The sequence below is a fragment of the Bacteroidota bacterium genome (assembly GCA_016715945.1).
In the GTDB taxonomy this organism is placed as follows: Bacteria; Bacteroidota; Bacteroidia; order Bacteroidales; family F082; genus JALNZU01.
Genome location: JADJXJ010000003.1, coordinates 157,237 through 170,890, shown reverse-complemented (window position 1 = coordinate 170,890; position 13,654 = coordinate 157,237). Strand labels below are relative to the sequence as shown.

General features: G+C 52.3%; 13 protein-coding genes. 7 read left to right on the top strand and 6 right to left on the bottom strand.

The window, feature by feature from the left end:
• Window positions 1-53: 53 nt before the first annotated feature.
• The 4 genes from IPM52_11030 to hydE all read left to right on the top strand — a co-directional run bounded on the left by IPM52_11030 (window position 54) and on the right by hydE (window position 5,037).
• A complete protein-coding gene (locus tag IPM52_11030) occupies window positions 54-1,175 on the top strand; it encodes a response regulator (GenBank protein ID MBK9292142.1) in 1,122 nt (373 codons plus the stop codon).
• A gap of 100 nt (window positions 1,176-1,275) precedes the next feature.
• Complete coding sequence (gene hydG, locus IPM52_11025) at window positions 1,276-2,703, top strand: [FeFe] hydrogenase H-cluster radical SAM maturase HydG (GenBank protein ID MBK9292141.1); 1,428 nt, start codon at window positions 1,276-1,278, stop codon at window positions 2,701-2,703.
• 37 nt (window positions 2,704-2,740) lie between these two features.
• Window positions 2,741-3,949 carry a [FeFe] hydrogenase H-cluster maturation GTPase HydF gene (hydF, locus tag IPM52_11020; protein MBK9292140.1) on the top strand — a complete coding sequence of 403 codons (1,209 nt, stop codon included), beginning with the start codon at window positions 2,741-2,743 and terminating at the stop codon, window positions 3,947-3,949.
• The gene (hydE, locus tag IPM52_11015; GenBank protein MBK9292139.1) at window positions 3,946-5,037 is read left to right on the top strand and encodes a [FeFe] hydrogenase H-cluster radical SAM maturase HydE; all 1,092 of its coding nucleotides are present in this window, start codon (window positions 3,946-3,948) and stop codon (window positions 5,035-5,037) included. The genes hydF and hydE overlap by 4 nt, the downstream gene beginning before the upstream one ends.
• Window positions 5,038-5,119: 82 nt before the next feature.
• Here the strand turns inward: hydE and IPM52_11010 are convergent, their stop codons facing one another.
• Genes IPM52_11010 through accC form a run of 3 tightly spaced genes read right to left on the bottom strand, consistent with a single transcriptional unit; the run spans window position 5,120 to window position 8,703 of the window.
• The gene (locus IPM52_11010) at window positions 5,120-6,658 is read right to left on the bottom strand and encodes an acyl-CoA carboxylase subunit beta (GenBank protein MBK9292138.1); all 1,539 of its coding nucleotides are present in this window, start codon (window positions 6,656-6,658) and stop codon (window positions 5,120-5,122) included.
• Window positions 6,659-6,672: 14 nt separating this feature from the next.
• Window positions 6,673-7,134: an acetyl-CoA carboxylase biotin carboxyl carrier protein subunit gene (locus IPM52_11005; GenBank protein MBK9292137.1), complete on the bottom strand. Its 462-nt coding sequence runs from the start codon at window positions 7,132-7,134 to the stop codon at window positions 6,673-6,675.
• Window positions 7,135-7,194: 60 nt separating this feature from the next.
• Window positions 7,195-8,703 (bottom strand): acetyl-CoA carboxylase biotin carboxylase subunit, encoded by a 1,509-nt coding sequence (gene accC / locus IPM52_11000; GenBank protein MBK9292136.1) that lies wholly within the window; start codon window positions 8,701-8,703, stop codon window positions 7,195-7,197.
• A gap of 200 nt (window positions 8,704-8,903) precedes the next feature.
• Here accC and IPM52_10995 point away from each other — a divergent pair, with 200 nt between their 5' ends.
• From IPM52_10995 to fbaA, 3 genes are all read left to right on the top strand, one after another.
• Window positions 8,904-10,454 carry a hypothetical protein gene (locus IPM52_10995; protein ID MBK9292135.1) on the top strand — a complete coding sequence of 517 codons (1,551 nt, stop codon included), beginning with the start codon at window positions 8,904-8,906 and terminating at the stop codon, window positions 10,452-10,454.
• A 15-nt stretch (window positions 10,455-10,469) separates the two neighbouring features.
• Entirely contained in the window at window positions 10,470-10,763 is a 294-nt protein-coding gene (locus IPM52_10990) for a response regulator (protein MBK9292134.1), read from the top strand.
• Window positions 10,764-10,844: 81 nt separating this feature from the next.
• The gene (gene fbaA, locus IPM52_10985; protein MBK9292133.1) at window positions 10,845-11,924 is read left to right on the top strand and encodes a class II fructose-bisphosphate aldolase; all 1,080 of its coding nucleotides are present in this window, start codon (window positions 10,845-10,847) and stop codon (window positions 11,922-11,924) included.
• Window positions 11,925-12,029: 105 nt separating this feature from the next.
• On the opposite strand, the gene IPM52_10980 is transcribed toward fbaA, so the two are convergent.
• The 3 genes from IPM52_10980 to gcvH all read right to left on the bottom strand — a co-directional run bounded on the left by IPM52_10980 (window position 12,030) and on the right by gcvH (window position 13,567).
• Window positions 12,030-12,704: an energy transducer TonB gene (locus IPM52_10980; GenBank protein ID MBK9292132.1), complete on the bottom strand. Its 675-nt coding sequence runs from the start codon at window positions 12,702-12,704 to the stop codon at window positions 12,030-12,032.
• A gap of 69 nt (window positions 12,705-12,773) precedes the next feature.
• Window positions 12,774-13,154: a VanZ family protein gene (locus tag IPM52_10975; GenBank protein MBK9292131.1), complete on the bottom strand. Its 381-nt coding sequence runs from the start codon at window positions 13,152-13,154 to the stop codon at window positions 12,774-12,776.
• A gap of 32 nt (window positions 13,155-13,186) precedes the next feature.
• Window positions 13,187-13,567: a glycine cleavage system protein GcvH gene (gene gcvH / locus IPM52_10970; protein ID MBK9292130.1), complete on the bottom strand. Its 381-nt coding sequence runs from the start codon at window positions 13,565-13,567 to the stop codon at window positions 13,187-13,189.
• Window positions 13,568-13,654: the final 87 nt, after the last annotated feature.

Genomic DNA, 13,654 nt, shown 5'->3' with positions numbered 1-13,654 from the left:
CATTGCCTACCTTTGCCAAAACAACCCTAAAAACAAGCGCAACCCAATCTCCTATGGCAACACTGCAGGTGCTGGTGGTGGACGATGAACCCGGAATCCGCTCCGGTGTGGTGCGGATTCTGCAAAACTTCACCGTTGGCTATCCGTTTATGGACGAGGATTTCGACTTTGCCGTGATTGAGGCCGGAACAGGCGAGCAAGCCATCGAACTGCTCAACAGCCGGCCAATTGACGTGGTTTTGCTCGACAACAAACTGCCGGGCATGGATGGCATAGAAGTGCTTGAATATATCAACAAACAGAAGTACGACCTGGCCGTGATGATGATCACTTCCTATGCCTCGCTCGACCTTGCCATCCGTGCCACAAAAAATGGCGCCTACAACTTCATGCCCAAGCCCTTTACCCCACAGGAGCTGAGGGCCAGCATCGAAAATGTTGCCAAACACCTCTTCCTCAAGCGCATGACGCGCAAGATGCAGGCCGAAGGAAAACAAATCCGTTTTCAATTCCTCTCGGTACTGTCGCACGAACTCAAATCGCCCCTCAATGCCGTGGAAGGCTACCTGAAGATGATGCAGGAAAAACAACTGGGCGACAACATCGACAGCTATGCCACCATGATCGACCGCTCGCTTGCCCGGCTCAAAGGCATGCGTAACCTGATCATGGACCTGCTCGACCTGACACGCATCGAATCGGGCAAAAAAGAGCGGCGCCTGCGCGAAACCGAACTTCCGGCCATCGCCCGCCAGGCCATGGACACTATGGAACCCTACGCCATACAGAAAAACGTGAAAATGACCCTCCAGAGCAAGGGCAATACCACCCTGCTTGCCGATGCCGACGAAATGGAAATCATTTTCAACAACCTCGTGTCCAATGCCGTGAAATACAACAAAGACAACGGACAGGTGAACGTGCTCATCGAAGATCAGGGAAAAGAAATTTTGATCAGGGTGAGCGACACCGGCATAGGCATGAGCAAAGAGGATACCCAGAAAATTTTTGAAGATTTTGTGCGGATTAAAAACCAGAAAACCAAAGAGATCACCGGAAGCGGACTGGGCTTATCCATCCTTAAACGTATGGTGGAACAATACAATGGCACCATTGAGGTGGAAAGCGAACCCGATGTGGGATCCACTTTCACCGTGCGCATCCCGAGGCAATAAATATCCGCCATGCAATGCCACCTGTCGGAAAACGTTAACATCTTTGGCAACAGAATTAATCAAGTATTGAAGAACTTAATTCCATTATAGACCAGCAACCATGAAGTTTTATCCTGAAACATACCTCATCCCCGACGAACCGATGAAGCCATTTATTGACGACGGGGAAATCTGGGATTACCTGAACCAGGCTGTTGCCGATCCGGTGAGGGTTCGCGAGGTGATCGGCAAAGCCCTCTCCAAACAGCGGTTGAGCCTGGCCGACACTGCCATCCTGCTCAAAGCCGAAGACCCCGGCCTGGTAGAAGAAATCAAGCAAGGCGCGCGGACACTTAAGGAAAAAGTGTACGGCAAACGTATTGTGCTCTTTGCTCCGCTCTACGTAGGTAATTATTGCTCGAACAACTGTCGCTACTGCGGATTCAAGGCCTCAAACAAGGAAGCCGTGCGCAAAACCCTCACCCGCGACGAGCTCATTGCCAATGTGAAAGCCCTCGAGGAGCATGGCCAGAAAAGGCTCATCCTGGTGTTTGGCGAGCACCGCACCTATTCGCCGGAGTTTATTGCCGAAACTGTCCGCGAGGTGTATAAGGTCAAAAAAGACCATGGCGAAATCCGGAGGGTAAACATCAATGCTGCCCCGTTCGATATTGAAGGCTTCCGGACGATTGGCCAGGCCGGAATAGGCACCTATCAGATTTTCCAGGAAACCTATCACCACGAAACTTATGCCAATTGCCACACCTCCGGCAAAAAGTCCGACTACGACTGGCGCCTCACCGCCCTCGACCGCGCCATGGTGGCCGGCATCGACGATGTGGGACTGGGCGCTTTGTTTGGCTTGTACGACTGGCGCTTCGAAGTGTTGGCCCTGCTGCGACATGTGAATCACCTGGAAGCCTGTTTCAATGTAGGGCCGCATACCATTTCGTTCCCACGCATACAGGACGCACTCGATTACGACCTCGATGATAAATATGCAGTGTCGGACGATGAGTTTACGAGGCTTGTAGCCATTCTCAGGCTGGCTGTACCCTACACCGGCCTCATCCTCACCGCCCGCGAACCTGAAAGAATCCGGCGGGAGGTGCTGGCCTTCGGTTGCTCGCAAATCGATGCCGGAACCAAACTCGAGATTGGCGCTTATGCCGAAAATCCGTCTGTGGACCAGAACCTCACCAAAGAACAGTTCAAAATCAACGACGACCGCACGCTCAACGAAGTGATCGACGAGCTGCTCGAGGCCGACTACATCCCCTCGTTTTGCACGGCATGCTACCGCAAAGGCCGTACGGGCGAGCACTTTATGGAATTCAGCGTGCCCGGTTTCATCAAACGTTTTTGCACCCCCAATGCCCTGCTTACCCTGGCAGAATACATCGAGGATTATGCCAGCCCGGCCACAGCCGAAAAAGGCTGGCGGGTGATTGAACGGAATCTGGCTGAGATGGACGACCCACGCTACGAGCAGCAGGTGCGCCAGCGCATCGAACGCATCCGGCAGGGCGAACGCGACCTGTATTTCTGATTAACCACAATAACTCCAACCAACGAGCTAAAAATCTATGGCCAAAGGAAAAGACCTCAAACCCCACATCGGAATATTTGGCAGACGCAACAACGGCAAAAGCTCCATCATCAACCTGATGGTCAACCAGGAAGTGGCCATTGTGTCGCCTGAACCGGGAACCACCACCGACCCTGTGAAAAAGTCGATCGAGATATTCGGCATCGGGCCGGCCATTATAGTTGATACCGCGGGCATCGACGATACCGGTGAGCTGGGCGAAAAGCGCGTCGAAAAAAGCATGCAAACCATCAAAACCATCGACTGCGCCATCCTTGTAATAACCGAAAACCAGTTTGGCTTCTACGAACGCGAGCTGATCAAACAGTTCAGGGAACATCAGGTGCCCTACCTCATTGTCCACAACAAGAGCGACATCAGCCCGCTGGAACCCATCACCCGCGAAAAAATCCGCGAATTCAGCAAAGCCGAAGTCATCGACTTTACCACCACCAACCGCGACCACCTGGAAGAGCTGATTCAAATCCTGAAAAAAACCATACCTGAAACTGTGTACCAGAAACCTTCGCTTTTTGGTGGCATAGTCGAACCAAACAAAGTGATATTGCTGGTTACGCCCATCGACTCCGAAGCTCCCGACGGCCGCATGATTCTGCCACAGGTGATGGCCATACGCGATGTGCTCGACAACGACAACATTTGCGTAGTGCTCAAGGAAACCCACCTGGAGCAATATTTCCGCGAGGGCATACCCAGGCCCCAGCTTGTGGTCACCGACAGCCAGGCCTTCGGGTTTGTGAGCAGGATTGTGCCTGAGGATGTGCCTCTTACCAGCTTTAGCATCGTGTTTGCCCGTTTGCGTGGCGATTTTGAGCATTACCTGCAAGGCACACCCGCCATATCAGAACTTCAGGATGGCGACAGGGTGCTCATCCTCGAATCGTGCACCCATCAGGTGAGCTGCGAAGACATTGGCCGGCACAAACTGCCCCGCTGGCTCAGGGAATTTACCGGAAAAGATATCCATTGCGATATCGTGGCCGGCCTGGCACAGGTGAACGACATGCACCAATACAAACTTGTGATTCAGTGCGGCGGGTGTGTTGTGACACGCAAACAACTGATCAACAGGCTTAAACCTGCAGTAGATGCAGGAGTTGCCGTGAGCAACTACGGCATGGCCATCGCCTGGATAAACGGAATCTTTGATCGCGTTACCCAACCCTTCCTTAAACTTTATCAATGAGCCACATAAAAGACCTGCTTGAGCTTCAGCAACACGATGTTGCACAACTTACGCAATTGCTTTCTGTTCCGCCAGGCGAGCAAACCAACCTTATTCTTGAACGGGGTTTGGCTGTTAAGAGCGAAAGCGTCGGACGCAAGGTATATCTGCGCGGCCTCATCGAACTCACCAACCGCTGCAGGAAAAACTGCTTTTATTGTGGCATACGTGCGGGCAATGCGCTGGCTGAGCGATATACCTTGACCGACGATCAGGCGCTCGAATGTGCACGCTTTGCCTGGGAGCAGGGCTTCGGATCGCTTGTGATTCAAACAGGTGAGCTGACAAGCAAGGACTTTGTTGTACAGATCGAAAACCTGCTCAGGCGCATACATCGCGAAACACGTGCCGAGCTCACCATCACCCTGTCGTGCGGCGAACAACCTGCCGAGGTTTATCGCCGGTGGTTCGAAGCCGGAGCCAGCCGATATCTGCTCCGCATCGAAACCAGCAACCGCAGGCTGTTCGAAACTATCCACCCCAGGGACGAAGACCACCGTTGGGAGGATCGCATTGCAGCTCTGGAAAACCTGAGGCTTGCCGGCTTTCAGGTAGGCACTGGGGTAATGATCGGCTTACCCGGGCAAACCCTCGAAGACCTGGCCCGCGACCTCCTGTTTTTCCGCCAGATGGACGTGGATATGGTTGGCATGGGACCTTACATCGAGCATATTCAAACCCCCATGTATGCCCGCGTAGGCGAGCTTTGGCCTGGATCCGAAAGGTTCAGAATAGCCCTGCTCATGATTGCCCTTTTGCGGATCAATATGCCACTGATCAACATTGCCGCTTCCACTGCGCTGGAAACCCTCGACCCGCTGGGCCGGCAAAAAGGACTGCTGGCAGGTGCCAATGTGGTGATGCCTAATCTGACGCCCGTCGAAAACCGTAAAAAATACCTGCTCTACAGCAACAAGCCCAATCTGGACAAGGATGCCGCACTGAGCGCCCGAAGCCTGAGTGCAGTGATCAGCGCCATAGGCGAAGAAATTTGTTACCACCAGCCCGGAAACTCACAGCATTTTGTGCACCGCACATCAAGGCAATAAACAACATTATCAGGCACAAAGAAAAAGGCTGCCTCACTTTTGAGACAGCCTTTACTCATATTGGGTGAATATTGGTCAGGAATCAGAGCGGGATGTTGCCGTGCTTTTTCGAGGGGTTGTTCACCACCTTGGACTGGGTCATCTCGAGGGCTTCGATCAGTTTGCGCCTGGTCTGCCTGGGGTAGATGATTTCGTCGATATAACCCAGGGCGGCAGCCTTATACGGGCTGGCAAAGCGGCGGCGGTATTCGTCAATGGCAGCTTTGCGTTCTTCTTCCGAATTGAGCTTGTTTTTGTAGATGATGTTTACGGCTCCCTCCGGACCCATCACGGCAATTTCGGCTGTGGGATAAGCCAGGTTGACATCGGCCCCGATGTGCTTGCTCGACATCACATCGTAGGCACCCCCGTAGGCTTTGCGGGTGATCACAGTGATCTTGGGCACGGTAGCTTCGGCAAAGGCATAAAGCAACTTGGCTCCGTGCTTGATTATGCCGCCGTATTCCTGCACAGTTCCGGGCAGAAAACCGGGCACATCTTCGAAGGTGATCAGCGGTATGTTGAAGGCATCACAAAAACGCACAAATCGTGCAGCCTTCACCGAGCTGTCGATATCGAGCACACCGGCCAGCACCGAGGGTTGGTTGGCCACAATGCCCACAGGGCGGCCGCCAAGGCGGGCAAAACCCACGATGATGTTTTTGGCAAAGAAAGGCTGTATCTCGAAAAAGATCTTGTCGTCCACCACCCTGCTGATGATCTCGTGCATGTCGTAAGGCTTGTTCGGATCGTCGGGCACAATGGTGTCGAGGCTTTCGTCTTCGCGCAGCGGATTATCGGTGCAGGCCTTGACGGGCGGGTCTTCGAGGTTGTTCGAGGGCAAAAAGCTCAGCAGCTCACGAATCATCATCATGGCCTGGGTGTCGTCGTCGGCCATCAGGTGGGCCACGCCGCTTTTGCTGTTGTGGGTCATGGCTCCGCCAAGCTCTTCTTTAGTCACCTCTTCGTGGGTAACGGCTTTGATGACATCGGGGCCGGTTACGAACATGTATGAAGTTTCCTTAACCATGAGGATAAAATCGGTGATGGCGGGCGAATAAACCGCCCCACCTGCACAAGGGCCAAGGATGGCGCTGATCTGGGGGATGACCCCCGACGACATTACGTTGCGGTAGAAAATATCGGCATAACCGGCCAGGCTTTCCACTCCTTCCTGAATGCGTGCACCCCCACTGTCGTTGAGTCCGATTACAGGCGCACCCATCTTCATGGCCAGATCCATGATCTTGACAATCTTGTCGGCATTGGCCCGGCTGAGCGAACCGCCAAACACAGTGAAATCCTGTGCAAACACATAGACCAGCCTGCCGTCAATTTTTCCGTAACCGGTAACCACCCCGTCGCCAAGGTATTTCTGCTTATCCATGTCGAAGTCGGTGGCGCGGTGGGTCATAAATTTATCCACCTCCACAAAGGTGTTGGGGTCGAGCAGGTCGAGCAGGCGTTCGCGGGCTGTTTTACGCCCGGCTTCGTGTTGTTTCCTGATACGGTCTTCCCCGCCGCCCAGTTCGGCCAGACGGTTAAATTCTTCGAGCTGTCTGATTTTTTCTTCGAGTGACATATCGTTGTGTTTTTTTATTCAAAAATCACCATTGGCTGGTCGCTGCTCACCGTGTCGCCCTCTTTTACAAGTATGCGTTTGATCACACGGTCCTGTTTTACTTTGTATTCGCTGTCCATCTTCATGGCCGAAACTACAACCACAGTCTGTCCGGCTTTCACTTCATCGCCTTCGTTGAAAAGTACCTTGACGACCTTGCCGGGCATGGGCGAAACAATCACATTGCTTTCATCGGCCTCGGCGCTGCGCCTGTTGAGCTGGTATTTGGCCTCGGCATCGATAATATCCACCTCAAACGAGGAGAAAAAGGTGTTCACAATGTACGACTTGCTGCCGCGGTGCTCCACCAATTCCACATTGAATGAGCGGTTGTCGTGAAGCACACTGTACACCCCCTGCTCAACCTCGATGATGTCGAGTTCGTACACCTTGTTGTCGATGGCAACCTGGTAATTATTGCCATTGCGGCTCAGGATTTCGATATTCCTGACCTTGTCTTCAATTTTGATTTCGTAGGCCATACTTCATAAATTTTTTCAGAACCTGAGTACCCCGCGTTTGCGACCAAAATCTTTCCAGTTGTTGGCCAGCTGCTTTTGTGTGGCTGGTGGCTGAAGCTTTTCAATCTTGTTGATGTAATCCACAAAAGCTGTGATGGCAGCGATGTCCACGGCCCTGTCGGTGCAGGTGCGTTTTGGTTTGAGGTATTCCTGATTTTCTTCGATGAAATGGGTGTTGTAACGGCCCTCGACAAAGGCAGGCACGTCGAGTATGCGCCTGAGGTATGGGATCGATGTCTTAACGCCGGTTATCTTGTACACATGCAAGGCCCGTTTCAGTCGCGCTATGGCTTCCGGCCGGGATTCGGCCCATACGATAAGCTTCGAAATCATGGGGTCGTAAAACATCGGGATTTCGTAACCTTCGTAGGCATAACCGTCGTGGCGCACGCCAAAACCCAGCGGATGGGTGATGTGTTTGATCAGGCCGGGCGAAGGCATGAAGTTGTTGTCGGGGTCTTCGGCATAGATGCGCACTTCGATGGCATGACCGTGCTGGCGCAGATCTTCCTGCCTGTAGGTCAGTGGCAGGCCATTGGCTATGTTGATTTGCTGTTTTACCAGGTCGATGCCCACCACACGTTCGGTAATGGGATGCTCCACCTGAAGGCGGGTGTTCATTTCGAGGAAGTAGTAGTTGAGGTCGTCGTCCACAATGAATTCGATGGTACCCGCTCCGTAATAATTCACAGCCCGGGCTGCGGCCACGGCTGCTTCGCCCATTTTGGCCCGCACTTCAGGAGTCATGATGGGCGAGGGTGTTTCTTCGATCACCTTCTGATGGCGGCGCTGCACCGAGCATTCGCGTTCAAACAGATGGATGATATTTCCGTGTTTATCGCCAAGCACCTGAAATTCAATATGGTGCGGCGAGCTGATGTATTTTTCGATATAAACGGCATCATCGCCGAATGCGGCTTTGGCTTCGGATCGGGCAGCGCTTATGGCGTTGATGACGTCTTCCTCGCGCCTGACAAGTCGCATGCCTTTGCCACCACCGCCTGCACTGGCTTTGATCATCACCGGCAAACCAATCTCACGAATCACCTCGAGGGCTGTTTTGATATCGCGTACGGGTTCGGTGGTGCCCGGAACCACCGGCACTCCGGCTGCAATCATGGTTTTGCGGGCCGTGATTTTGTCGCCCATGGTTTCAATGGCGTGGGGCGAGGGACCGATGAAGATGATCCCCTCCTTTTCGCAAAGTGCCGAAAATGCAGCATTCTCGGACAGAAATCCATATCCGGGATGGATGGCATCGGCACCTGATTTTTTGGCTACTTCTATGATGCGGTCCATCCTCAGATAGCTCTCGGCCGAAGGCGCCGGACCGATGTGGTAAGCTTCGTCCGCATAGCGCACGTGCATCGACTTCCGGTCAACATCCGAATAAACGGCCACCGATTCGATGCCCATCTCACGACACGAACGCATCACACGTATGGCTATCTCTCCACGGTTGGCAACGAGTACCTTTTTTATCATAAGTATTGGTTTTGTGGCAATTGCGTGCTAAACTTCTCTCAAAAAATCCTGTAAATATATGCAAAAACTTAGATGCGCTTATTCAGTCTAAATAAACACGCCTGACAAACCCATAACCTTCCCGGAGGCTTGGCATCCTCTTTTTAGGGTTTCAGACCCAAAGTACACTACATTTGTTCATCACTTATCTTTCATCATCCATGAAGCCGAGACGAACGTTTGTCAGCTTTTTGTTTGTGCACCTGTTGTTTTTCTCAGCCGGCATTTTTGGCCAATCGTTGCAGACCATCATGCTGATCGACAGCCTGAGCAGTAGGCTTGCCCACGAAAAAGGAAAGGCCAGGGCAGAATTGCTGCTCAGGCTTGCCGGGCTTTCGGGCGAGTACGACAACAACGAAAAAGCAGCTTACCTGCTGCAAATAACTGCCATGGACGATGCCGGTCTGGAAGCCGAGCAAACGCAGGCCTGGATCGAACTGGCCCGCACCTACACCCAGATGGGCGACACCACCAAAGCCGCGCAGGCACTCAAGCAAAGCGCCATCAGGCTATCGCCCGGAACAGGCGTACAAACCGGGACGGAAACGCATATTGAGACCCACTTTGACCTTGAGGCAGATCCATGGAAAAGTTTCTGGTCGACGGGCAAAAGCATTGCAACCCTTGCTGCCCTGCTTTCGGTTGTGGTGGTGCTGATTGTTCTGAATAACAGACGGAACCGCCTGAAAACCCAGGCAGCGAAACTATCCGCCGAGTTGGACCGGCTGAACAAACAGATAGAAAAACAAGAGGAAATCATTGAGCAAAAGGTCAAAGAAAAGACTGGTGAGCTCGAAGCCCAGTTGCAGGAGATCCGTGCCAAAGACCTGGAGCTCAAAAAGGCATTGAAAAAAGCCGAAGAAGCCAACTACCTCAAGAATGCCTTTCTGGCCAATATGAGCCACGAAATCCGCACCCCGCTCAATGGCATCATCGGTTTTTCGAGCCTGCTGCAAACCGAGCTTGCGCTCATGGAGAACCAGGAACTCTACGAATATGCCACCGGCATACAGGAAAGCGGCGACCGCCTGCTCAACCTGCTGACCAACATCATCGACATTAGCCGCATCGAGGCCAACGACCTTGAAGTGGAGATCCATCCCTGCAACCTGAACCAGATCGTCGAAAACGTTTGCATGCTGCACACCTTCAACGCCAACGAAAAAGGGCTGGCATTCCGCTGGAAGCTGGGCGAGGTGCCTGAGGTGCTGGCCGACAACACGCGGCTGATGCAAGTGATTAATATTGTGGTAGATAATGCCATCAAATATACCTCTGCCGGTTTTGTGAACATCACCACCGAGTTTCTGCCCAAAACCGGCGAAGCCCTGCTGCGTGTGAAAGACACCGGCAAAGGCATGACCGATGAATTCAAAAAACACCTCTTTGAGGCCTTTAGCCAGGAAAGTCTGGGTTACGGACGACAGTTTGAAGGGGCCGGACTCGGATTGCCACTGGCAAAACGCCTGCTTGACCTGATGGAATCGCGCATCCAGATTGAGTCGATCCCTGATGTGGGCACCACAGTCGAAATCAACATCCCAACCAAAGACCACGTGAAGGCCAAACCGGCCGAAACTGACGAAAATGCTGCTGCAGCTCCACAAAAAGGATACGACATCTTTATCGTGGAAGACGACCGCATGAACCGCATGGTGTTGCAAAAAATGCTGGCCAAAACAGGACAGCTCACTTTGGCAGTAAATGGCTAGGAAGCTTTGCGCATTGTGCGCGAACGCCATAAGCACAAGCATATTTTTGAGGTGATGCTGTTCGACATCAACCTGCCTGCTCCCTGGGACGGGCTCAAGCTGATGCAGCAGATCCGGCGCGAAATGCCCGAATACAACCAGGTGCCATTCATTGCACAAACAGCTTATGCCATGACCGGCGACCGGGAACGTTTTCTGGAAGCAGGCTTCGACGATTATATCGCCAAGCCAGTAAACCGCAACGAGCTGATTACCATCATAAAACGGCAGGTTCAGCGATTTAATGCAGGCAGACCAGACCATGCCTAGTCAGCCATTTTGTTTACCTTTGTGCTTCCGGTAAAAGGAATAATATACCGGGCAAGTTAAGTCCATTAAATCCTGAAAAATATGGCAGAAAAACTTTCTAATCTGGTTGGCGCCGGTGTAGCCAGTGGCGACGACCTGCAAACCATTTTCCGGGTAGCCAAGGCAGAGCGTTTTGCCATGCCGGCTGTCAATGTGGTGGGCACCAACTCGATCAACGCAGTGCTCGAAGCCGCAGCTGCGGTCAAGTCGCCCGTCATCATTCAGTTTTCTAACGGCGGTGCAGCTTTTTATGCAGGCAAAGGCCTGTCGAACGAAGGCGAGAAAGCAGCCATTGCCGGTGCCATTTCCGGCGCGCTGCATGTGCACCAGATGGCCGCCATGTATGGCATTCCGGTCATCCTGCACACCGACCACGCCGCACTCAAGCTGCTTCCCTGGGTTGACGGTTTGCTCGAAGCCGGCGAAAAATTCTACAAAGAACACGGCAAACCCTTGTTCAGCAGCCACATGCTCGACCTGTCGGAAGAGCCGCTGCACGAAAATCTTGAAATCAGCAAGCGTTACCTCGAGCGGATGTCGAAAATGGGCATGACCCTCGAAATTGAACTGGGCATCACCGGAGGCGAAGAAGACGGCGTGGACAACACCGGGGTTGACAACTCGCGCCTTTACACCCAGCCCGAAGAAGTTGCAGAGGCATACAAAGAACTCAGCAGTGTGAGCGACCGTTTTACCATCGCTGCCGCCTTTGGCAATGTGCACGGGGTGTATAAGCCCGGCAACGTGAAGCTGCAGCCCAAAATCCTGCTCAACTCACAAAAATACATCCAGGAAAAATTTGGCACAGGCCCCAATCCGGTCAGCTTTGTGTTCCATGGCGGCTCTGGTTCCGAACCCGAACTCATCCGCGAATCGCTCGACTATGGCGTGGTGAAGATGAACATCGACACCGACACCCAGTGGGCATTCTGGGATGGCATCCGCCGCTTCGAAGCCAAATACCACGACTACCTGCAGGGGCAAATTGGTAATCCAGAAGGCGAAGACGTCCCCAACAAGAAATATTACGACCCCCGCAAGTGGCTTCGCGAAGGCGAAAAAGCCATGGTAGAGCGCCTCAAGGTTGCATTTGCCGATCTCAACTGCCTGAATCGTTACTAAGACAAAAACATAGTTTGCTAAAACAGCTGCTTCCCCGGACAGCTGTTTTTTTTGCAAAAAAAATCCGGCCTTTCGGGCCGGATTCTAGTTTCTATGATGTCATTTCTACTGGAGGGTAAACCTTACAGGCAGGTTGAACGAAACCCTCACCGGCTTGCCACGCTGGCGACCGGGCGTCCACTTGGGCATGGACTGGATCACGCGAACTGCTTCTTCGTCGCAGCCACCGCCAATACCACGTATCACCTTCACATTGCTAACCGAACCGTCGGGCTCAACCACAAAGTTTACAAATACACGGCCCTGAATGCCGCTCTCGCGGGCAAGTGGCGGATATTTGATATTGCGGGCGATGAACTCGAGCATGGCCTGCTGCCCACCGGGAAACTCGGGCATTGATTCCACAATGGTGAAGATTTCCTGCTCCACAATTTCTTCCTCTTCCTTCACCGGAGGTACATAAACCTCAATCACCGTTTTTTGGTCAACTTCCACGTCAATTTTCACGTCCTGCACTTCGGTATTGTCGTCCACCACAGTGAGCACAGTAACCTGCTGTGGCGGTGGCGGTGGCGGTGGTTTCACGTTTTGCTCGGTAATGGGTATAATTTCCTCCGGCACTTCTTCGGCCACACGTTGTTGCAGATTGATTGTGCGCTTGTCGTAGCTCTTGTATTCGAATGCAGCAAACACAATCAAAAGCGCAATCACCAGACCGATTTGCCTGAACAGAATCTTTTTGTTCTCAAGATCTGCTTTAGGTGATTTCTTTAGTTCCATAATTCTGGTCTTTATGCCTGAACCTGTTTTTAATCAGGGGGCTAAATTAGTAATTAATTGTGTTTTCGCTTACCGCTTGTCACTTTTTTTAGTGTGCGTGGTGATATATATAATCATTCCAAAGATCGTGCCGATTATGTTGGCCAGTGCGTCATATATGTTGCCACTCCGGTTTATAAAGACATAATGTTGAAGCAGTTCCGTTGCAGCCGACAATATTGCCCCGCTTAACAGGACCAATACAAACAAACGCCCGCGATTGCGGTGATATTGTGCAGGGTTTTGCCGGAGAATGAGGTAGGCCCATACCCCAAACAAGACAAGGTGTATCAGTTTGTCGGGTTCGAGCCATTCCCAGAAGCTGCTGATTTGCGGAAAACGGTTGCCGGGAATACCCATAAGCAGCACAATAAGGGCTGTCCAGAGAATTCCCGGCAGGTTACGTCGCAAGGAGGGAAATTGTCTCAAGCTGCAGCTTGGGTTTATCCCTGAATCAACGCACTGTAGGCGGCTGCGTCGAGCAGTTCGCTCAGGTCGGCGCCTTCTTCAATGCTTATTTTGACAATCCAGCCTTCGCCATACGGATCACGGTTGATGAGCTCCGGGGTTTTGGCCAGTTGTTCGTTGAATTCTGTCACAGTAGCCGCAACGGGCATGAACAGGTCGGATACAGTTTTCACGGCTTCGATGGTGCCAAATGTCTCGCCTTGTCCGATGGTTTCGCCTACGGTTTCAACTTCAACAAACACAATATCGCCCAGTTCCTTTTGGGCAAATTCAGTAATACCCACAGTGGCGGTATTTCCTTCGATGCGGATCCATTCGTGGTCTTTGGTGTACTTGAGGTCGGAAGGAATATTCATAACGCAGTAAAGTTTTTTGGTTTTATCTTCAAATGTATGGCATTTTTCAGCAGCCTTTTCAAGCGGATAATAAATTAAAACGATTCC

What these genes read in the sequence shown, in the direction of transcription:
- accC (MBK9292136.1), bottom strand. Translation starts at nt 8,703, where the DNA reads ATGATAAAAAAGGTACTCGTTGCCAACCGTGGAGAGATAGCCATACGT.
- gcvH (MBK9292130.1), bottom strand. Translation starts at nt 13,567, where the DNA reads ATGAATATTCCTTCCGACCTCAAGTACACCAAAGACCACGAATGGATC.
- hydE (MBK9292139.1), top strand. Translation starts at nt 3,946, where the DNA reads ATGAGCCACATAAAAGACCTGCTTGAGCTTCAGCAACACGATGTTGCA.
- fbaA (MBK9292133.1), top strand. Translation starts at nt 10,845, where the DNA reads ATGGCAGAAAAACTTTCTAATCTGGTTGGCGCCGGTGTAGCCAGTGGC.
- IPM52_11010 (MBK9292138.1), bottom strand. Translation starts at nt 6,658, where the DNA reads ATGTCACTCGAAGAAAAAATCAGACAGCTCGAAGAATTTAACCGTCTG.
- hydG (MBK9292141.1), top strand. Translation starts at nt 1,276, where the DNA reads ATGAAGTTTTATCCTGAAACATACCTCATCCCCGACGAACCGATGAAG.
- IPM52_10980 (MBK9292132.1), bottom strand. Translation starts at nt 12,704, where the DNA reads ATGGAACTAAAGAAATCACCTAAAGCAGATCTTGAGAACAAAAAGATT.
- hydF (MBK9292140.1), top strand. Translation starts at nt 2,741, where the DNA reads ATGGCCAAAGGAAAAGACCTCAAACCCCACATCGGAATATTTGGCAGA.
- IPM52_11030 (MBK9292142.1), top strand. Translation starts at nt 54, where the DNA reads ATGGCAACACTGCAGGTGCTGGTGGTGGACGATGAACCCGGAATCCGC.
- IPM52_10995 (MBK9292135.1), top strand. Translation starts at nt 8,904, where the DNA reads ATGAAGCCGAGACGAACGTTTGTCAGCTTTTTGTTTGTGCACCTGTTG.